General features: G+C 61.5%; 19 protein-coding genes. 8 read left to right on the top strand and 11 right to left on the bottom strand.

Going from position 1 to position 19,205, the window contains the following annotated elements; translation table 11 throughout:
* Position 1: 1 nt before the first annotated feature.
* Positions 2–1,273, bottom strand: coding sequence for an amidohydrolase family protein (locus VKS22_11310; GenBank protein ID HLW71196.1), 1,272 nt, complete (start codon positions 1,271–1,273; stop codon positions 2–4).
* Between the two features lie 196 nt (positions 1,274–1,469).
* Here VKS22_11310 and VKS22_11305 point away from each other — a divergent pair, with 196 nt between their 5' ends.
* Entirely contained in the window at positions 1,470–2,876 is a 1,407-nt protein-coding gene (locus VKS22_11305; protein HLW71195.1) for an NAD(P)-binding protein, read from the top strand.
* Between the two features lie 9 nt (positions 2,877–2,885).
* On the opposite strand, the gene VKS22_11300 is transcribed toward VKS22_11305, so the two are convergent.
* Genes VKS22_11300 through VKS22_11290 form a run of 3 tightly spaced genes read right to left on the bottom strand, consistent with a single transcriptional unit; the run spans position 2,886 to position 4,640 of the window.
* Positions 2,886–3,440, bottom strand: coding sequence for a chromate transporter (locus VKS22_11300; protein ID HLW71194.1), 555 nt, complete (start codon positions 3,438–3,440; stop codon positions 2,886–2,888).
* Complete coding sequence (locus VKS22_11295; GenBank protein HLW71193.1) at positions 3,437–4,120, bottom strand: chromate transporter; 684 nt, start codon at positions 4,118–4,120, stop codon at positions 3,437–3,439. Before VKS22_11295 ends, VKS22_11300 begins: the two co-directional genes overlap by 4 nt.
* Complete coding sequence (locus VKS22_11290) at positions 4,098–4,640, bottom strand: hypothetical protein (protein ID HLW71192.1); 543 nt, start codon at positions 4,638–4,640, stop codon at positions 4,098–4,100. The genes VKS22_11295 and VKS22_11290 overlap by 23 nt, the downstream gene beginning before the upstream one ends.
* A 179-nt stretch (positions 4,641–4,819) precedes the next feature.
* Here VKS22_11290 and pgm point away from each other — a divergent pair, with 179 nt between their 5' ends.
* From pgm to gnd, 4 genes are read left to right on the top strand one after another with little or no spacing between them, the layout of a single operon-like run.
* Positions 4,820–6,514 (top strand): phosphoglucomutase (alpha-D-glucose-1,6-bisphosphate-dependent), encoded by a 1,695-nt coding sequence (pgm, locus tag VKS22_11285; GenBank protein ID HLW71191.1) that lies wholly within the window; start codon positions 4,820–4,822, stop codon positions 6,512–6,514.
* Positions 6,515–6,566: 52 nt separating this feature from the next.
* A complete protein-coding gene (gene tal / locus VKS22_11280; GenBank protein HLW71190.1) occupies positions 6,567–7,652 on the top strand; it encodes a transaldolase in 1,086 nt (361 codons plus the stop codon).
* 54 nt (positions 7,653–7,706) lie between these two features.
* Positions 7,707–9,344: a glucose-6-phosphate isomerase gene (gene pgi, locus VKS22_11275; GenBank protein ID HLW71189.1), complete on the top strand. Its 1,638-nt coding sequence runs from the start codon at positions 7,707–7,709 to the stop codon at positions 9,342–9,344.
* 25 nt (positions 9,345–9,369) lie between these two features.
* Positions 9,370–10,389: a decarboxylating 6-phosphogluconate dehydrogenase gene (gnd, locus tag VKS22_11270; protein HLW71188.1), complete on the top strand. Its 1,020-nt coding sequence runs from the start codon at positions 9,370–9,372 to the stop codon at positions 10,387–10,389.
* A gap of 53 nt (positions 10,390–10,442) precedes the next feature.
* Here the strand turns inward: gnd and VKS22_11265 are convergent, their stop codons facing one another.
* The 3 genes from VKS22_11265 to VKS22_11255 all read right to left on the bottom strand — a co-directional run bounded on the left by VKS22_11265 (position 10,443) and on the right by VKS22_11255 (position 13,777).
* Positions 10,443–11,537: a hypothetical protein gene (locus VKS22_11265; GenBank protein ID HLW71187.1), complete on the bottom strand. Its 1,095-nt coding sequence runs from the start codon at positions 11,535–11,537 to the stop codon at positions 10,443–10,445.
* Positions 11,538–11,749: 212 nt separating this feature from the next.
* Positions 11,750–13,096, bottom strand: a complete 1,347-nt coding sequence (locus tag VKS22_11260; protein HLW71186.1) for a hypothetical protein — start codon at positions 13,094–13,096, stop codon at positions 11,750–11,752.
* A gap of 18 nt (positions 13,097–13,114) precedes the next feature.
* Positions 13,115–13,777: a septal ring lytic transglycosylase RlpA family protein gene (locus VKS22_11255; protein ID HLW71185.1), complete on the bottom strand. Its 663-nt coding sequence runs from the start codon at positions 13,775–13,777 to the stop codon at positions 13,115–13,117.
* Positions 13,778–13,892: 115 nt separating this feature from the next.
* Here VKS22_11255 and VKS22_11250 point away from each other — a divergent pair, with 115 nt between their 5' ends.
* Both VKS22_11250 and VKS22_11245 read left to right on the top strand, forming a co-directional pair.
* Positions 13,893–15,047 carry a deoxyguanosinetriphosphate triphosphohydrolase gene (locus tag VKS22_11250; protein HLW71184.1) on the top strand — a complete coding sequence of 385 codons (1,155 nt, stop codon included), beginning with the start codon at positions 13,893–13,895 and terminating at the stop codon, positions 15,045–15,047.
* Positions 15,048–15,074: 27 nt separating this feature from the next.
* Positions 15,075–15,716, top strand: a complete 642-nt coding sequence (locus VKS22_11245; GenBank protein ID HLW71183.1) for a tetratricopeptide repeat protein — start codon at positions 15,075–15,077, stop codon at positions 15,714–15,716.
* A 65-nt stretch (positions 15,717–15,781) separates the two neighbouring features.
* Here VKS22_11245 and VKS22_11240 read toward each other — a convergent pair whose 3' ends face one another.
* Positions 15,782–16,180, bottom strand: a complete 399-nt coding sequence (locus VKS22_11240; protein ID HLW71182.1) for a hypothetical protein — start codon at positions 16,178–16,180, stop codon at positions 15,782–15,784.
* 120 nt (positions 16,181–16,300) lie between these two features.
* On the opposite strand from VKS22_11240, the gene VKS22_11235 reads away from it, so the two are divergent.
* A complete protein-coding gene (locus VKS22_11235; protein HLW71181.1) occupies positions 16,301–17,239 on the top strand; it encodes a thioredoxin domain-containing protein in 939 nt (312 codons plus the stop codon).
* 37 nt (positions 17,240–17,276) lie between these two features.
* On the opposite strand, the gene VKS22_11230 is transcribed toward VKS22_11235, so the two are convergent.
* The 3 genes from VKS22_11230 to VKS22_11220 all read right to left on the bottom strand — a co-directional run.
* Positions 17,277–17,726: a hypothetical protein gene (locus VKS22_11230; protein ID HLW71180.1), complete on the bottom strand. Its 450-nt coding sequence runs from the start codon at positions 17,724–17,726 to the stop codon at positions 17,277–17,279.
* A 283-nt stretch (positions 17,727–18,009) separates the two neighbouring features.
* The gene (locus VKS22_11225) at positions 18,010–18,726 is read right to left on the bottom strand and encodes a tetratricopeptide repeat protein (GenBank protein ID HLW71179.1); all 717 of its coding nucleotides are present in this window, start codon (positions 18,724–18,726) and stop codon (positions 18,010–18,012) included.
* Between the two features lie 80 nt (positions 18,727–18,806).
* Positions 18,807–19,205 (bottom strand): bifunctional nuclease family protein (locus tag VKS22_11220; protein ID HLW71178.1); only part of this gene is annotated, 399 nt, incomplete at its 5' end.

Below are 19,205 nucleotides of genomic sequence, written 5' to 3'. Positions count from 1 at the left end.
CTCAAGCGGCTTTAGCGATCGCCTTCGACGGCGTCAGGTCGCAGTCGACGAGGACGCCGCCCTTCATCACAACCTTGAGGTTCACGCGGTCTTGCAACAGCGTGATGTCCTTGGTCGGGTCTCCCTCAACCACCAGCAGATCGGCCAGCTTGCCCGCCTCGATCGTGCCGAGATCATCCTTCATGCCGAGGAGTTCGGCGCCGTTGCGGGTCGCCCAGCCGAGCACCTCGATCGCCGGGATGCCGGCACCCTTCACATAAGCCTCAAGCTCTTTGGCATATTCACCATGAGGCATCGGTGCGGTGCCGAAGTCGTCGCCGATCACGAGCTTGACCCCGGCGGCGTGCGCCTTGGGAATCATGCGATAGGAGTCTTCGAGACCGCGTTCCATCTCCTCGACGCCGGGGAACGCCGCCTTGCCGGTGCGGCGCTTCTGCTCGACCATCATGTAGGGAAAGTAAAGGCTCGGCACGACGAAGGTTCCCTGCGCAACGAAGCGCTCAATACATTCCTCGTCCATCTGGTCGCCGTGATCGATAACGTCGAGGCCGGCGTCGAGCGCGGCCATGATTCCGCGCTTTGAGATGATGTGGCCGCGGATTTTTTTCCCGCGTTCGTGCGCGGTCTCAGCGGCTGCGTCGAGTTCCGCCTGCGTCATCGTCATCACGTCGGCGGGCCATAAGAGGCCGTGGCCGCCAGTCGGATAGAGCTTGATAATGTCCACACCCTGCTTGATTTCGTCGCGGACGGCCTTGCGGAACTCGTCAGGACCGTCGCAGATGAGGCCGAGGCCTTCCATCTTCAGATTCCACCATGACGGATGGAAATCCACCGAGTCGCCGGTGGTGACGACGTCGCGGCCGGAGGCCAGGAGCCGCGGTCCGGGGATGAGGCCGTGGTTGATCGCGCGTTTCAGCGTCACATCGATATTGTGCAGCGCGCCGGCGCCGACCGCTCCGGTAAAGCCCGCATGCAGGAGCATCTCGGCATTGTGCGCCGCGATGAGCGTCAGGTAGGTCGCGGGATGCTTCATGTCGATGTCGTTGAGGCTGGCGACGTTGTCGTACGCGCCGTGGTAGTGGCACTGCACCATGCCGGGCATCAGCGAGCGGCCGTTGAGATCATAGACGGTATCGTGCGCGGAGGGTTTGGGCGCATCGCCATTCGTGCCGACGGCCGTGATGCGCTCGCCCTCGACCACAACGGTGGCGTTTTTCTTCACGGCATGAATGCCATCGATCAGGTTCGCCCGCCGAAAGAATGTCCGTCCCATCGAAGTTACCTCCGCACGTTTAATGGTCGAGAATCCTCGCCTGACAAAGATGTCTTCTTATCCGACGAGTGCCACGGGTTGTCAAATCGCCGTAGGTCGATGTAAGTGATCCGGACCCGGACGAACGGGCCCAAGGATGGCGCACAATGGCGTAGGAGAGAAACGAGGCTGGGATCGTCTAAGGAGGAGCTGAATCATGACCGTAATCGATACCGACTATCTGATCGTTGGTGCGGGTGCGGCCGGGATGGCGTTTGCAGATGCGCTGATCGCTGAGTGCGACAGCGACGTCGTGATGGTGGATCGGCGACACTGCCCGGGCGGTCACTGGAACGACGCATACCCTTTCGTTCGCATCCACCAGGCCTCGGCAAACTACGGTGTTAACTCGCGAGTGCTGGGCACGGACTCAATCGACCGAACCGGACCGAACGTGGGGTTCTACGAGCGAGCGACCGGCGTGGAGATCTGCGACTACTTCCAAAAGGTCCTCGACGAGGCGTTGTTGCCGTCGGGCAAGGTGCGCTTTTTCGGGATGTGCGACTATGTCGGGAACTGGTCGAACGAGCACGCGTTCAGGTGCCGCCTAACCGGCGCCAGAACCGCGGTCCGTGTACGACGCAAGGTAGTGGACACGACCTACCTCGAATCGTCGGTACCTGCGACGCATAGGCCGTCGTTCGAGGTGGACCCGAATGTACATTGCCTTCCTGTCGGCGCACTCGTCGCGCTGGCCGAACCGCCCACCGGCTATACGATCCTCGGCGCCGGCAAGACCGCCATGGACGCCTGCAATTGGTTGCTCGACCATGGTGTCGATCCCAACAAGATCCGTTGGATCAGGCCACGCGATGCCTGGCTGATGGATCGCGCGTCTTTACAGCCGCGCGATCTCGTCACCTCGACGGTCGAAAGTTTCTCGCTCGGAGTCGAGGCCCTCGCGCAGGCCGAGAGCGTCGACGACCTGTGGCGTCACCTCGAAGCTTGCGGTCAACTTAATCGGCTCGACCCGAAGGTCGCCCCAACCATGTACCGTGGCGCCATACTCGGCGCGGCGGAGCGAAAAGGACTAGAGCAGATCGAGAGAGTGGTGCGTCTCGGACGAGTGCGACGCCTAAGTGCTGACCGAATAGTGCTGACTGACGGAGAAATTCCGACCGACCGCGGCCAGGTTCACGTGGACTGCACGGCCTATGGGTTCCGCGTGGCGCCGGTCCGGCCGATCTTCGAACCTCGACGGATCACGATCCAGTCGCTCACGGGCGGCTTCATTACATTTAACGCGGCACTTATCGGATTCATTGAGGCGACCCGGCGCGACGATGCTGAGAAGAACCGGCTCTGCCCGCCAACCTCGCAGCCGAGCCGGCCGATCGATTGGATGCGGGCGTTTCGAGCTGAGCTGCGCGCGGTCGCGCTGCGCTCGTCCCAAGCCGACCTGGCGGCGTGGCAGGAAAGGTCTCGCCTCAACCTCACTCGCGGGGTGCGCGACCACATGAGTGATCCGCGCATGCGGTCGGCACTTGCCCGTTTGGCTGCCAACCGGGAACTGGCCATGAAGCATGCGGAACAATTTCTGGCGGAATCATCGGCGCCGAGCTGAAACTCGAACTCAGCTGATAAAGCGCAGGGTGAGCCAGCCGACGGCGCCGCCGACGAGGATCAATAGAGCTGGATTGATCCGGCGGAGCAGCAGGATCGCAGTGACCGCCAGCGTGATCGCACCGGTGACTATATTGCGGCGCATTGAAGCGTCGAGGTTGAAAGTTGCGGTTTTGCCGATCGCGTAGACGCCCGAGAGCATCAGGCCCACGGTTATCGGCGCCATCCCGCGCTGCACGGCGTCGCGCCAGGGCGAGCCTTCGAAGTGGTCCCAGATTTTGCCCACGGTAAAAGCCAGGGTGCACGAGGGTATGTAGAAGGCGAGCAGCACCAGGAGGGCGCCGAGTGGGCCGGCGACGTGATAACCGATGATGGTCACCATATTCATGTTTGGACCGGGCGCGAGTTGGCCCAAACTGTAGACGTCGGTGAATTGCTCGGCGGTCTGCCAGTGATGCTGCCCGACTACCTCATGCTTCATCTGCGGCAAAACCGCAGTGCCGCCGCCGACCGCCAGAATCGACAACAATGCGAAGACATTCACCAGGCTGATGAGCTTGTTCATGATCCGGAGGGTGGTTTGGCCGCATGGCGCGCGGCGACTGCGTCGTGATGTTCCGCCAATTGCGCATGATAGGCCGATTGTTGGGCGTGATAGGCGGCGAGTTCATCGCCGTTCGGGCGATTGAGTTGGACTGCGATCGGTGCAAGGACCACGAGAACTGGAATGAGTGAAATGTGGTAAACGCCGACCAGGATGAAGGTTGGAATCAGGATCGCCAAATCCAGCCGTTTTCTCAGTCCGCGATAACCGATCTGGATCGTCACGGCGAGGATCAGGCCGACGGCCGCGGCGGCGACACCGGCGAGGACGGCGCCGACGTCGGGGTTTTTCCTGAAATGCGCATAGAGGATACCGAGAGCAAAGACCACGACTGCCCCCGGCACGGTCATCCCAAGCACGGCGACGATTGATCCCATCACGCCGCGCAAACGACTGCCGACGATCACGCTGACATTGGTCGAGATGAGGCCGGGGACGGTCTCGGCGATCTCGAGCGCCGCGAGAAAATGATCGGCGTCGAGCCACTGCTGCCGCTCGACCAGATGCTCGCGCAGATAGGCAACGACACCGCCGCCGAAACTGGTCGCGCCGATATAGAAGAAGACCCAAAATATATGCGCGAGGCTTGCCGTCGAGCGGTTCCCCGGTTCATCGATTTCAGGAGCGAACGGCGCACCCATCACCCGGCCTCAGTGAGTGACGTTTCTGCGCGTGCCGGTGATTCGAAGAAGAGCCGGAATGCGCTCCCTTGCCCATCGCCCGGCCGATCTCTTCCATCACCAGGTAGGCCGCGACGATCATGCTGATCAGCAGAACGAGGCCGAGAAAGCGGTCCAATTTCGCGTTGGCGATGACGAGTCGAGCCCCTGCATGCAGACTACCCGTTTCGCGGGCGCCGTGAAAAATCCGTTCGCCTATACCGAAAACGATCACGACCACGCCGTAAAGGAAAGTCTTGTAAGCCACCACGAGAGCGCGCGGAAAGCGATTCTGCGCATGTCCAGCCTGCGTCCATTCCATCAGCAGAACCACTTTGCCGAGGACCAATGCACCAAGCGCGGCGCGGCTAAAAGCATAAAATTCTATCGAGTACTGCGCGACAAAGAGCTTGAGTAACAGGAGAATGAGCATCAAGGCGACGAAGAAGAACGCAACGACTGGCGCCAACTCGCGAAGCAGTGCGGTTAGTCTTCTCACCATCAGGATCGCCTCGGTAGTCTAAGTGACGCCAAAATCGCGGGTGACCAGAATCGCGGCGAATAGTACAGGAGTAACGGGAGCAAAGCCATTTCAATGATCATCGCGGCGGCGTGCGATTCGAGCCAACAAGCGGGTGTCACGTTTGCGAGCGGTCTTAACTCGGCGGAAGATTGATCGGTATGAAGATCAGTCCACTGGCGGGGAAGCCCGCCGAACCGTCGACGCTGGTCAACTTGCCGAGGCTGATCACGGCGTACTACACAGGCCGGCCCGATCTCTCCGTGGCGGCGCAGCGCGTGAGTTTCGGGACTTCCGGACATCGCGGGTCGTCGTTCGACAATTCATTTAACGAGACGCACATACTCGCGATCACGCAGGCCATCTGCGATTACCGCCAACGCGAGGGGATCGACGGACCGCTCTACCTCGGCATCGATACGCACGCGCTATCCGCGCCGGCCTTTGCGAGCGCACTGGAGGTACTGGCGGCAAACGGCGTCGCGGTCATGATTGATGCGGACGATGGCTACACGCCGACACCGGTCGTCTCGCACGCGATTCTGGTCTATAACCGCGGCCGCCGACGCGGTCTCGCCGACGGGATTGTCGTGACCCCTTCGCATAACCCGCCGAATTCCGGCGGCTTCAAATACAACCCGCCCCACGGCGGTCCCGCCGACTCCGCAGTCACCCAATGGATCGAGGGGCGCGCCAACGCGCTTATCGAGCAGGACCTTCGCGAAGTCACGAGGATCCCGTACGAGCGCGCGCTGCATGCAGCTACTACTCATCGGCACAGGTATGTCGATGAGTATGTCGGTGACTTGGAATCGATAATCGATGTCGACGCGATCAAGCATAGTGGATTACATATTGGAGCCGACCCGCTCGGCGGCGCCAGCGTCGCCTATTGGGCGGCGATTGCTGAACGTTACAAGCTGAACCTCGAAGTCGTGAACCCGACGGTCGATGGGACCTTCCGCTTCATGACGGTAGATTGGGACGGCCAGATTCGGATGGACCCGTCCTCAGTCTATGCGATGGCGGGCACGGTCAAGCTCAAGGATCGCTTCGATCTGGTCTTCGCGAACGATGCCGACGCTGACCGGCACGGAATCGTCAGCAAACGCTATGGCCTGCTCGAACCGAACAGCTATCTTGCGGTCGCTATCAGCTATCTGTTCGCCAATCGGCCGCGATGGTCCAAGACGGCGGGCGCGGGCAAGACGGTCGTGAGCAGCGGCATAATCGATCGGGTTGTGGCGGACTTAGGTCGGCGACTGGTCGAAGTGCCGGTGGGCTTCAAGTGGTTCGTCGATGGGTTGGTGGACGGATCGATTGGCTTCGCGGGCGAGGAGAGCGCCGGCGCATCTTTTCTGCGGCACGACGGCACCGTCTGGACCACCGACAAAGATGGCCTGGTACCGAACCTGCTGGCGGCGGAGATAACGGCGCGGACCGGACGGGACCCGGGCGAGCATTATCGCGACTTGACGGCGCGTTTCGGCGAGCCGCTTTACGCGCGGGTCGACGCGCCGGCAACCGCTGAACAGAAGACGAAGCTCGCGAAGCTCGCACCCGAGGCGGTTAACGCGTCGGACCTCGCGGGTGAAAAGATCATCGCAAAACTGACCAAGGCTCCAGGCAACAACGCGGCGATTGGCGGGCTCAAAGTCGTTGCGCGCAGCGGATGGTTCGCCGCGCGACCGTCAGGTACGGAGAGCATCTACAAGATCTACGCGGAGAGTTTCAAGGATCGCGCCCATCTCGACACGATCCTCGCTGAGGCCCAGGAAATCGTGAACAGGGCCTTGACTGGCGGCGCCGGAGAGATTGGCATGGATGGTATGGCGGCGCGCGCATCAAGCTCATGATCCCGCGCGCAATTCTGCGAACGCAACCGCGCTCCAATTTCGAGGTGACACCATGAAGGCTACGGAATCGCTGCACAACCTGGGTCAAAGCATCTGGCTCGATAATATCACCCGCAACTTGCTGACGACCGGCACGTTGAAAAAATATATTGACGACCTGTCCGTCACCGGACTGACCTCGAATCCGACGATCTTCGACAACGCGATTGCCAAGAGCACGGACTACGACGCGGCGATTCAGCAGAAACTCGGCGAGGGCAAAGCCGGCGAAAAGCTGTTTTTCGAACTGGCGCTTGACGATCTGACGCGCGCCGCGGATCTGTTCAAGCCGGTCCATGACCGCACCGACGGGGTGGACGGCTGGGTCTCGCTCGAAGTCTCGCCGCTACTGGCGTACGACACCGCGAAGACGATCGCTGCGGCCAAGGAGCTGCACGCCCGCGCCGGCCGTCCGAATCTGCTGATCAAGATCCCCGGCACTGAAGAAGGCCTGCCCGCGATCGAAGAGTCGATCTTTGCCGGCATCCCGATCAACGTGACACTGCTCTTCTCGCGCGAGCATTATCTCAGCGCCGCCGAGGCCTACCTGCGCGGGATCGAACGGCGCATCGAGGCCGGACTCGATCCGAGTATCGGCTCGGTCGCCTCCTTGTTCGTGAGCCGCTGGGACGGCGCGGTGACCGGTAAAACGCCGGAGACGCTGCGCGATCAGTTGGGTATCGCGATTGCTCGACGGACCTACAAAGCCGCACGCGACCTGCTCAATTCGCCGCGCTGGCTGCGCGTTTTGAATCTCGGCGCACGCCCGCAGCGCGTTTTGTGGGCCAGCACCGGAACCAAAGATCCGAAGGCCTCTGACGTGCTCTACATCGAGGCGCTCGCCGCGCCCTTCACCGTCAATACGATGCCCGAGGCTACGCTGAAGGCGTTCGCCGAGCATGGCAAAATCGGCGCGCTGATGGCCGCGGACGGCGGTGACTGCGAACAGGTTCTCGCCGAGTTCGGCAAGGCCGGCTTCGATATCGATGCTTTGGGCGCGACGCTGCAGGACGAGGGCGCGAAGGCGTTCGTCAAATCCTGGAATGAACTGATGGAGCGCATCGAGTCGAAGAGCGTCACGATCCGCAAGGCCGGCTGAAACCCTCGCGACAGTTCGTGACGCAAACGGCTGACGCAAACGGGTGAGGACAATATGACGGAAGTCGCACCGCTGCGCCGCCGCCCGGCGTGGGCCGCGCTCAAAGATCATTATGAGAAGCTCAGCGCGCTCCATCTGCGGCAACTTTTCTCCGCGGATCCGGATCGCGGCCTACGGATGACGGCTGAGGCCGCGGGCGTTTACTTCGACTACTCGAAGAATCGGATTAGCGATGAGACGCTCGCGTTATTGATCAGGTTGGCCGAGGAGTCCGGGCTGCGCGAACGGATCGACGCGATGTTCCGCGGCGACAAGATCAACGTCACCGAAAAGCGTGCGGTTCTGCACACGGCTTTGCGCGCGCCGCAGGGAGCCTCGATTGTCGTGGACGGCTGCAACGTCGTGCCCGAGGTGCACGCTGTGCTCGACCGGATGGCGGCTTTTGCGAACCGCGTCCGTAGCGGCGAGTGGAAGGGTCACACCAGCAAGCGCATCCGCAACGTGATCAATATCGGCATCGGGGGCTCCGACCTCGGGCCGGTGATGGCGTATGAGGCGTTGAAGCATTACAGCGATCGCGCGCTCACGATGCGCTTCGTTTCCAACGTTGACGGCACGGATTTCGTCGAGGCGACGCGCGATCTCGACGCGGCGGAAACGCTCTTCATCATCTCCTCGAAGACCTTCACGACGCTTGAGACGATGACCAACGCGCAGAGCGCGCGTGAATGGTCTCTCGCCGGTCTCGGCGGCGACGCCGCGGCGGTCGCAAAACACTTCGTCGCGGTCTCGACCAATGCCGGCGAGGTCACGAAATTCGGGATCGACACCGCGAACATGTTCGGTTTTTGGGACTGGGTCGGCGGGCGCTATTCGATGGACTCGGCGATCGGGCTGTCGACCATGATCGCGGTTGGGCCTGAGAATTTTCGCGCGATGCTCGAGGGCTTTCGGGAGATTGACGAGCATTTCCGCTCGACGCCGTTCGCGCAAAACCTGCCGGTGCTGATGGGCCTTCTGGCGATCTGGTACAACGACTTTTTTGGCGCGGCGACGGTCGGCGTCTTCCCGTACGAGCAATATCTCAAGCGCTTTCCCGCATACCTCCAGCAGTTAACGATGGAGAGCAACGGCAAGCATGTAACGCTCGACGGTAGTGAGGTTGATTACGCCACCGGACCGATCTACTGGGGCGAACCGGGGACTAACGGGCAGCACTCGTTTTATCAACTGATCCATCAGGGCACGCGGTTGATTCCCGCGGACTTCATCGCCTTCAACCACAGCCTCAATCCCCTGGGCCGGCATCACGATATGCTGCTGGCCAACGTCTTCGCCCAGACGGAGGCGCTGGCCTTCGGCAAAACCGCGGAACAGGTAAAGGCTGAGGGCACGCCGGACTGGCTCGTGCCGCATCGGGTGTTCGCGGGCAACCGGCCCTCCAACACGATTCTGCTTGAGCGGCTGACGCCGGCAGCGCTGGGCAAGCTCGTCGCGCTTTACGAGCATAGCGTGTTTACCCAGGGGACGATCTGGCAGATCGACTCATTCGATCAATGGGGTGTTGAACTCGGCAAGGTGCTGGCCCAGCGCATCATTCCCGAGCTGGAGGGCCGCGCCGAACCGGCGCTCGCCCACGACTCGTCAACCAATAACCTGATTCGGCGTTACCGGAAAGCGCGGCAGGACTGAACCTGATTACACGAAGGAAATATCTATGCAGCTCGGAATGATCGGACTCGGCCGGATGGGCTCGAACATGGTGCGGCGGCTGATCGCCGGCGGCCATGAATGTGTGGTGTTTGACGTGTCGTCGAAGGCGGTCAGCGACCTGGCGAAAGAAAAAGCGGTCGGCGCAGGCGCGCTCGCCGACTTTGCCGCGAAGCTCTCGAAGCCCCGAGCGGTGTGGCTGATGGTGCCGGCGGCGGTGGTGGATAAAACGATCAGCGATCTTTTGCCGCATCTGGAGTCCGGCGACATCCTGATCGACGGCGGCAACTCCTACTACGTTGACGACATCCGGCGCGCCGAGGAGCTTGCGGCGAAGCAGTTGAACTACGTCGACGTCGGCACCAGCGGCGGCGTCTGGGGGCTCGAGCGCGGCTACTGCATGATGATCGGCGGCGGCGAGGCGACGGTGCGGCATCTCGATCCGATCTTCAAGACCCTGGCACCCGGCCGGGGCGACATTCCGGTAACGCCGGGACGTGAAAAAGTCGGGGGCAGCGCGGAAGAGGGTTATCTGCACTGCGGCGCCAACGGCGCCGGCCATTTCGTCAAGATGGTCCATAACGGGATCGAATACGGCATCATGGCGGCCTACGCCGAGGGTCTCGGCGTCCTGCACCACGCCAATGTCGGTAAACGCAAGCAGGAGGCCGATGCGGAGACCACGCCGCTGCGTGACCCCGAACACTATCAGTACGATCTGAATTTGCGCGACGTCACGGAGGTGTGGCGGCGCGGGAGCGTGATCGCCTCGTGGCTGCTGGACCTGACGGCGACGGCGCTGGCCAAAGACCCGGAGCTGAAGGAATTCGGCGGCCGCGTCTCAGACTCGGGCGAGGGCCGCTGGACGATCAAGGCGGCGATCGACGAGGCCGTGCCCGCGCCGGTGCTGTCGACGGCGCTTTATTCGCGGTTCGATTCGCGCGGTCAGGCGGACTTTCAGAACAAGTTGTTGTCGGCGATGCGCTATGAGTTCGGCGGCCATCTCGAGAAACCCGCCGGCAAGTAGGCGGCGCTGGTTCGGTCCGAAGGAAACGGCTGAAGTCTCGGCTAAAGTGTCGACTAGTTAAAAATCCGGTTCGCTAAACCTGATACTGATATTGGAACGCGAGCGGATAAAATAACGCTGTGGTTATAGGTCGGATTATCGGTTACGGCGACCTGGTAGCCGACGCCGAGGGTCAGTGTCGCTGACGGGAGACGAATTTTCGAGAGTATGACGCCGGGAGTCAGAAACATCTGCGTCTGTCCTTCGCGCTTGCCGTTGGGCCACCAGGTATAGTTCACTTCGAATTCGGGCCAAAGGATCGAGTCACTCAAGATGGTCCACTTGGGAAATAAGCCGAGAGTTTTCTCGTACTGGAAGACGATGTTCCAGGCGAGCGGCATGCCTAGCCGCTTGAGGCCGCCGTCGGGGAGCGAGATGCCGAGGTTGGCCTGAACGTCGAAGTCTTGTCCGAGATACCTGAATCCTTTTCCCGCAGCGATCATCGGGGTGAAAACTCCGTGTCCCATGCTGTTGCCCGCGGTGCCGGTTGGCGCACTGAAATTGATCAAGGCGGTGACGATGTAATTGCCTTGGTCCTTTGGTCGGCAGAAAAGACGGTTTTTAAGCCAGAATGTTTCGTCGGACCATCCGTCGGTAGCAGGATGGGGATTTTTTTTCGTCGGGTGCTGAATGGTGCCGTTGTGAGCGATCCATGCGGGCAGGCCGAGGACGACTTCCGTATTCGGAAGCTCCGGCACCGGCAATTCCAGTACGTTCAACCCGTCACCGAACCCGCCGGGAGCAGTCCCGCCGACGCCTTTTCCTCCGCCAAAATTATCGGTTGCGACACCTCTGGGATTTGCCTGCCAGATTTGGTCATAGCGAAGTTGCGGTATCAAGGTAGGGGCCGCAGTCGTCGTAGCCAAAGGCGCGATCCAGTTGGGTTGCGGTCCCTTATCCCCCGGGAAGATCTCAAGGTATTCCGCGATTGGGTTGCCGGTGGGCGCTTCCTTCGCCTTTGACGTTGGTGGTGGTCCACAGTCGGATTGCGCCAAAAATGAAGGCAGCCAAGCGGGCGGCTCCTGCGCGATTGCCGGATGCGCGCAAAAGGGTCCACCGGCGAGGGTGATTAAGAACAAGGCGAATTGTAGGAACCTTTGTGGTTTCATCTAGGCGCTCTTTTTTGAATGCCGACCAGAGTGAGAGAAAGAGTCGTGAAACCTTTGAATAAACCCTCAAAAACCTATCCAGATCGCGAACTTCGATATTTGTATGGAAAATACCTTTCCGATCATGAGCCTTATCCTTGCTAGCTGCTGTCGTGTGACGTTTACTTGATCACGACGCTTTCGCAAGGTAGCCGTTTGTTCCGTCGGTGCGGTCAGTGGTGGGCGGCGATCAGTCCGTCTGTCAAAGGTGCGCCGCATCCGGCGATTGGAGCGGGTCTAAGCAGAGCGGGGCAGGGCGTCGCGATAGTCGTCGTCTGCCAGACCGACGGGGCTATCGCGGCGAAATCTGCTGCCGCAGGTCCGATCACGACCAGCACCGTGTCCGCCCGCGTCTCGATGGCGTGCGCGTGGCGCGGCCCTTTCAAGTGGCTCAAAATCCCGTCGTAGGTTGCGGCAAAAGACTCGGCTGACAGAGTGTCGCGAAAGGCGAACATCCAGATCAGAGTTACCACGCGATCTTTTTGCAGGATGACCATCTGATCGCCGGCCCAGCTTTCCGCCAGCCGCACGGCCGGTGAGTGAGGCGGGAGATTACGCTCGAGAACAATCTTGAGCAGCAACTCGCCGAAGGTGTCGTCTTCAACCTTTTTCCAATCCGGGAGGAGGTTCTGATAGCCGCCGAGCTCGATCTGGAGGGGCGGCGTGCGATGATCGAAATAGAGTGAAGGATCGAGGATCTGTTGCGAGGAGAGCGGCGGGTCGCGGTAAAGCGCATCGACAGCGTCCCAGCCGCCGCGCTTCCAGGCCTCGGCGACAAAACGGGCGCCCTGCGCGTACTGGAACATCATCGGCACACGCAGCGCGATCGGCCCGTCGGCCGCTTCGGCCTCGCCGCCAGTGCCGAGGGCGCTCAGTTGCGCGACGATTTTATCCGCCGACTGATCGGTAAGCCCGCCCGCGACATAACCAAGGCCGGACAGTGTGGCGTCACCTTCTATCAGGGAGTGGAGCGCGATTTCCTGGTCGTCGTTGTTCTTGACCCGTTCCATCATCGGTTCGAGCCGGAAATGCTGATCCTGGAGCGCGTGCGTCAGCTCGTGCGCGTAGAGCAGTTCGCCGCTGGGACCGGATTCGCCAGTGAAGCTGCCGCCGAGGACGCCCATCCCACGAACTTCAATCATCACTTTGTCGCGCGGATCATAAAAACCCGCGACCTGCTCGCGCATCAGTTTTATTTCTTCGCGCTTGAGGTCCATGCCGGCCGGGAAAAGCCCGGTCATCTGGCCGGCCTCGCCGCTCAGGCGCAATTCCGCGTCGGAATTGTCGCGCTCGAGCTTGGCGATCATCATCTGCTGAGCTTCGGCCGGGGTTTTGGAAACGAACGGGACGTCCTGCAGAAAGTCGAGTTGTCGCACTTGCGCGACGCCACTTTTGACGTCGCCCGGCTTGATCTGATTAGTCGCGTCCGCACAGCCGAAGGCCGCGCCCAGGACTGCAATTACCGATAAATGAATTGCGAGCGTGTAATAGCTATCGGCGCGTATTGTGGTCGCTCCCACCTGCCGGGTTTGGGGGTTTCATTCCGTAATGATCATCGCGCGATAGCCGCGGGCCGAGAGCGCGGCGGCGCGCTGCTCGGCCTGGTCGCGCTCGAGAAAGGCGCCCATCTGTACACGATAGACCGGGCCCGCATCGACGGTTGCCGCGATAACGTTGACATCGGGGTAGTTCGCGGCGAGCCGCCGGCGCAGACTTGCCGCACCTCCGGCGTCCGCGTATGCGCCGACCTGAACGAAGTAGCGCTGGCCGAGGGCGGGACCGCCGGCCGGCGTCTGGAGAACATCTATGCGGACTCGAGCTGTACCCTCACCGATCATTCCCAGTGCGCGCGCGGCGCCGTGTGACAGATCCAGGCCGCGCCCTTTCACGTAAGGACCGTGATCGTTGATAGTTACCTCAACTGCACGGCTGTTGCCAAGGTTGGTGACGCGGATGCGGCTGCCGAGCGGAAAGAGCGTGGACGCCGCGGTCATCCCATCGGGATCGTAAACCGCGCCGCTGGAGGTGCGATGGCCCGCGAAGCCCGGTCCGTACCAGGAGGCCACTCCGAAGATCGAAGTCGCAGATGCCGGGTAGGGCAGGGGCGGGGAGCCGCTTCGGTTCGTCGAGCAGGCCTGGAATGCGGTAGTCGTCACGGTCAGCGCCAGCGCCCAAAGCAAAGAGATTCGTGTCGCCCTCACGACCGCCTCCACCACCCGTGGCGATTATACACGCGAGGTCGGCGGCTGTGCACAGACCTTTGCCGGTTCGTCTCGGTGCGCGAAGGGCGCCGTGATAATTTGTCAGCAGGGTAAGATGCTACGGACGCGAACGGATTTGGAGGAGCTGGAAGGGCGCACGCTCGCGCCCTACGCGACGCTCGCGCGCATGAGCCGCGGGCGGCGCGTGCCCGAGCCGCCTCATCCGATGCGCACCTGCTTTCAGCGCGACCGCGACCGCATAATCCACTGCGCGGCTTTCCGGCGCCTCGAATACAAGACCCAGGTCTTCGTCAACCACGAAGGCGATTACTATCGCACGCGCCTGACCCATACGCTGGAGGCGGCGCAGATTACCCGCACGGTGGCGCAGGCGCTCGGACTTAATCGCGACCTGGCGGAGGCCGTCGCGCTGGCCCACGACCTCGGCCATCCGCCTTTCGGGCACGCGGGCGAACACGCGCTCAACAATCTGATGCGCGCGCATGGCGGCTTCGATCACAACGCGCAGAGCCTCAGGACAGTGGATTGGATCGAGGTGCGCTACCCGGGTTTTCGCGGCCTCAACCTCAGCTACGAGGTGCGCGAGGGAATCATTAAGCATTCGGCGTTCAAGGTGCGTGCGGCGGCGCAGGAGTTCGAGCCATCGCGCTACCCGGGGCTCGAGGCGCAAATCGTCGATCTGGCGGACGAAATCGCCTACCTCACGCACGACGCCGATGACGGCGTCAAGGCCGGGATGCTGACGACGGCGGAGCTCGAAGCCTCGCGGCTTTACTGTGAGGCGCGTCGCGCGGTCGCGGGCGGGGTCGACGATGCGCGCATCGTGCGCTATCAGACCGCGATCAAAATGATCGATCTGATGGTCACGGACTTCGTCGCCAATATCGATCGTGAGTTGTCCGATCGCAAAATCGACAGCGTCGAAGCAATTCAGGAGGCGGGGAGGGCGCTCGCCGTCTTCAGCCCGGAGATGGACGAGCGCGTCGCCGAGCTCAAGCGCCTGATGCGCGATCGGCTCTATCGCAATTATCGCGTCAGCCGCATGACCGCCAAGGCGGGCCGCGTCCTCACGCAACTGTTCGAGGCCTACATGTCCGAGCCGCGCCAGATGCCCGAGCATGTGCTGACGCGGGCCGAGCGCGAAGGCGAGCCGATCGCGCGGGTGGTCGCCGACTACATTGCCGGTATGACCGATCGTTTCGCGCTCGATGAATACCGCAAGCTGTTCGATCCCGATGAACGGGTCTGAGGCGCGGCGGCAGGCGGCGTTCAAGACGTGAACCGCATCAGCCGGCAGCGCCGTATTGTCATTTTGCGCGACGACCACGTCGGCGATCCGCTGGGCGCAATCTTTTTCGAGCTTTCAAGCGAGCGCGAAGATGCGGTGGTCGATCTAATCCGCAATTACCTCGGACCGCGCGTGCGCATCCGCAAAATCGAACTGATGGCGGCGCGGGTCGAGGTCGAAGTCGAAGTGCGCGGGTTCAGCGATGAAGCCGAACGTCTCGCCGCCGCCGCGCTCGATCTGGAAAAGAAGGGGGCGCCGCGCAATGCGCTGCAACTCTATCGGGAGGCGCGCGAACTCGACCCGCTAAATCAGGTGGTGTGCTATGCGCTGGGTTCGGCCGAGGCGCGGCTCGGCCATTACGACGAGGCCCTGGCGACCCTAAAACGCGCCCGGGAGAGCGGTCCTGAAACCGCCGACATCCTCCATATGCTGGGGAGCGTTGCGCTGCAGCTCGAGCGCACCGCCAGTGCGATCATCTACCTGGAGCGGGCGTTCGAGCTGTCGCCGAGCCACTTCGGCGTCCGCCGCGCCCTCACCGAGCTCGGCCTCAAACCGACGCCGCCGCCACGTAGCGCAGCCGCTGATCCGCTAGCGATTCCAGCAACAAGCGATCTTAAGCTCAGCCGATAGACTATCTGATTAGCTAAATGTATTACTTGAGATAATTGCCCAGCATGGTGGCGGCCCGGACCAGTTCACCACATCGGCCACATCATGAAATCCGAGCGCTCTTGCAGAGCGGCATCCTCGTTCATCTCCGCGGCTGATTCTTCCCGCTCGACCGTTTGTTGTTGCAAGCGGAGCTCTTCGTATTTTTGGTAATCTTCGGGACTGCCAACGTATAGGCACCGACAGACCGTCGGATCGGCGAACCAGTAAAAAATCTTGCCGTTTCGCGTCGAATATCTAACCTTCAGCGCCGGCCGCCACTTAAGATCATCGAGACGCTCGGGGGTGTCGGCGGGATGGAGTCGAAAGCCAGATGCCGCCAGCATCGGTTCGATGCGATTGGCGCGCTGGGTCGGCGTCTCAGCGCAGCCCACGAGCAGGGTCGTCAGAGCAAGACATAGAAGCTTGAAAACTCGCCACGACATGCCGGCTATTTTACAACTGCGCGCGCCTTAAGCCAGCAACGGCTCACGGCCCCGTTTGTATCGGGAAATCGTCGGTCTGTAGTGGCGCTAAGTCCGCGTCATCTCTATGATTGAGCCGCGATGAAATTGAAAATTTTTTCGGTTGGTGCGGCGCTCTCGGCTTTGACGATTCTGGTTGCAAATCCAAGTTTACATAATATTTCTTATGCGAACCTGACGCCACGGCTAACGTTGGCCGCCGAAGCGCTCGCCGGAGATTCCCCCAGCGACGCCAAACTCAAGGCCGCGCTGCAAAAGCGGCTGCTGGTCGCCGACCCCACTCTCCTGGAGCTTGGACCGCCGTCGGCGGGACCGTTGGCCGGGATGTCGCAGCGGAAGGTTACGATCAGCAACGGACAGGGCCAGAAGGTCGAGCTCAAGTACTTTACGACGAGTGATGCAGATAAGGGTCTGCTGGTCCACGAATTCGCCGCCTTTGATATTGCGGATCCGTGGCAGCATGCGTCCGTAAAGTCGCTGCATCTCGAAGATCGCGCGACGCTGGGTCCCGCGTCCGCCCCGATCACGATTATCGAGTTTGCGGATTTCGAGTGCCCGTATTGCGCACGGGCCTTCAGTGAAATCGAGACCGTCGTGAACACGACCTACAAGGGCAAGGTGCGGCTGATCTGGAAGAACTTCCCCCTGCCCTCGCACGACTGGGCGGAACAGGCGGCGATCGCGGCGGAATGCGCACGGCAGCAGAATCCCGCGGCGTTCTGGGCCTTTGCGGGAAGTTTTTACCAGGACCAAACGGAAATTAACGTGCAGAACCTGCGCGAGCATATCGAACGCTACGCGAACGCCAACAGTCTAGACGTCAAAGCCTTGAACGCGTGCGTCCTCACCGACGCGGCCGAGGCCAAGGTCCTCCAGGATCGCAAGGACGGCGAAGGGATTCAGATTAACTCGACGCCGACCTTTTTGGTCAACGGCGTCGAGGTCGTGGGCTTGCCGACCAGCAACGTCTTCGATTTCGTGATTACGTCGCAGTTAGCCGAAAAGAGCGCGTCCCGTTAAAATTGCGGGTTAGGTGCAGTGAGCGGTGCGACGATTGTTAACGCACGAAAATCAGTCCGAAGTGGTTATCTGTCACCTCGCCGGTGGTGCTCAACGTGAAGTTGGAGGTGATAAGTCCGCTCGCGCCGGCGAACTGACCTTCGCCGCCCTCGACCCGCCACATAACCGAGCCGTGCTGCAGCGCCGCGTCAGGACTTTTGCCGAGGAATCCTTGGCCGACGGTACTGAACCGGAGCAAGTGGCTCGACTCGCCAAACCGAATCGTACCAGCCTCGATGAAGGACGTTTCTCCGGTGAGCGTCACTTCCGACTCGAATGATGCTGTCCCGTCCGGTAACGGCTGCAGCGTGGATGTCACACCGCTGGGACCAACGACTGAACTGAACTTGCAGCTCGGCGCAGTGGTCGAGGCTAAGATCACTCCCGATACGCCAGCCTTCGGAGCCGCGCTACCCTTAAACTGCATAGCATAGACAATCTGGTTCATTGGTTTCTCCTCTATTCGTCGTTATTACGTAAGCTTTAAACCGCGTGCGACTATAGCAAAGGATCAAGGCTTTTGAATTGTAGCGAACGGAAGCTTCGCTTCACGACTGGCGGTTAGAAAGTTGCCCGAAGAGTTTAGAAATTCGCTCGCTCCATCAGCGAGTCAATATCTATGGGCGATCCTCGAATCATCGAAAAGGCCGCTGCCACCGCGGAATTCGCATGCTTGGTCGGCAGCTTTCAAAGGTCGCGGTCCGCCGGACGCTCGCGCTGAATGGCCGAGGTTATGGCTCGGGCATCGGCGGAGGCTGTGGCGATGCTGGCGCGGCGACGCCGAGGCTGGCGAGCGCGTCAACTGCGGTGCCGCGATCGGGTGAAAAGGGATTTTCTCGAATGAAGCGCTGGTAGCTGGCGATGGCGGCGGCTTTTTCGCCCGCGCGCGCCTGCAGCCGCGCGACATTGAGCGCGGCGCGGGGCTGCTCGGCGCCTTTGAGCGCAGCAGCCTCTGCGTAGCTCTCACGAGCGCCGGCATAATCGCCGAGATCCTCGTCGGCGACCCCTAGCTGCATCAGGGCGAGTTCGCGGAAAGCCGGCGGACTGTCGTTGGCGAGATACTGCTTGAGGGCGTCGCGCGCTTTGGCCGGCTGCTGCTGCGCGAGATTCGCGTTTGCGACGTAAAACGGCGCGAGCCGACCGAGGCGCGAGTGCGGATGCTCGTTGGCAAGCGCGGCGAATTGGGCTGCGGCCGCGGCGTAATCCTTGTGATCAAGCGTGTTAACCGCGGCGTAGAAGGCTTCGGCGGCGTCGCGCTCCTGGGCGCTCAGGTAAAAGCGCACGCCGACCGCGAACAGAATCAGCGCCAGCAATCCCATCGCGGCGAGAATGACCTGCACGAGATGCGTTGCGACGTATTCGCCGGCCGCGTCGAAAAAGCTGACGAACTCGTCGGGCTGGCGCAGCTCCTTGCGGGAGATGTGCGGACGGTGGGTGCTGGTCGCCATTTTTTTTCAGATGTGAGGTCGGTACTTCAGGTCCGGACGCGACGGCTGCCCGCCGGATCCGCAACTACCCCGACGCGCGCTCACATCTTGTACTTGAAGTCGTCAGGCGACATCTTTTCGAGAATCTCCGACCACTTGTCGCGCGAGACGCCAGCGAGATTCTGTTCGGAGACGGCGCTTTGCTCCGCCGCCTCGTGCAGCTCACTCGAGGATTCCAGCACCTGCTTGGCGACGTAGATCGGCGACTTGGTGCGCAGGGCGACCGAGATGGCGTCGCTCGGCCGTGAATCGATCGTGAGCGCCCCACCCTCGCGGGTCTTGAGCTCGATGCGCGCGTAGTAGGTATTGTCGCGCAATTCGGTAATCTCGATCGCTTCGACGCTCGCGCCCAGCTCGCCCATCACGTTGCGCAACAGATCATGGGTCATCGGACGCTGCGGCTTGATGCCTTCGATTTCGGTCGCCATCGAGGCGGCTTC

This window comes from Candidatus Binataceae bacterium, from assembly GCA_035308025.1.
In the GTDB taxonomy this organism is placed as follows: Bacteria; Desulfobacterota; Binatia; order Binatales; family Binataceae; genus JAJPHI01.
The sequence above is the reverse complement of the archived record's forward strand: the minus strand, read 5'-3'. Positions and strand labels throughout refer to the sequence as shown.

Bases quoted from the DNA above. Each gene is read 5' to 3' on its own strand.
- VKS22_11305 (HLW71195.1), top strand. From the start codon at position 1,470: ATGACCGTAATCGATACCGACTATCTGATCGTTGGTGCGGGTGCGGCC.
- VKS22_11225 (HLW71179.1), bottom strand. From the start codon at position 18,726: ATGGCGACCAGCACCCACCGTCCGCACATCTCCCGCAAGGAGCTGCGC.
- VKS22_11235 (HLW71181.1), top strand. From the start codon at position 16,301: ATGAAATTGAAAATTTTTTCGGTTGGTGCGGCGCTCTCGGCTTTGACG.
- VKS22_11290 (HLW71192.1), bottom strand. From the start codon at position 4,640: ATGGTGAGAAGACTAACCGCACTGCTTCGCGAGTTGGCGCCAGTCGTT.
- VKS22_11265 (HLW71187.1), bottom strand. From the start codon at position 11,537: ATGAAACCACAAAGGTTCCTACAATTCGCCTTGTTCTTAATCACCCTC.
- VKS22_11230 (HLW71180.1), bottom strand. From the start codon at position 17,726: ATGAACCAGATTGTCTATGCTATGCAGTTTAAGGGTAGCGCGGCTCCG.
- VKS22_11240 (HLW71182.1), bottom strand. From the start codon at position 16,180: ATGTCGTGGCGAGTTTTCAAGCTTCTATGTCTTGCTCTGACGACCCTG.
- VKS22_11295 (HLW71193.1), bottom strand. From the start codon at position 4,120: ATGGGTGCGCCGTTCGCTCCTGAAATCGATGAACCGGGGAACCGCTCG.
- VKS22_11250 (HLW71184.1), top strand. From the start codon at position 13,893: ATGCTACGGACGCGAACGGATTTGGAGGAGCTGGAAGGGCGCACGCTC.
- gnd (HLW71188.1), top strand. From the start codon at position 9,370: ATGCAGCTCGGAATGATCGGACTCGGCCGGATGGGCTCGAACATGGTG.
- pgm (HLW71191.1), top strand. From the start codon at position 4,820: ATGAAGATCAGTCCACTGGCGGGGAAGCCCGCCGAACCGTCGACGCTG.
- pgi (HLW71189.1), top strand. From the start codon at position 7,707: ATGACGGAAGTCGCACCGCTGCGCCGCCGCCCGGCGTGGGCCGCGCTC.
- VKS22_11300 (HLW71194.1), bottom strand. From the start codon at position 3,440: ATGAACAAGCTCATCAGCCTGGTGAATGTCTTCGCATTGTTGTCGATT.
- tal (HLW71190.1), top strand. From the start codon at position 6,567: ATGAAGGCTACGGAATCGCTGCACAACCTGGGTCAAAGCATCTGGCTC.
- VKS22_11310 (HLW71196.1), bottom strand. From the start codon at position 1,273: ATGGGACGGACATTCTTTCGGCGGGCGAACCTGATCGATGGCATTCAT.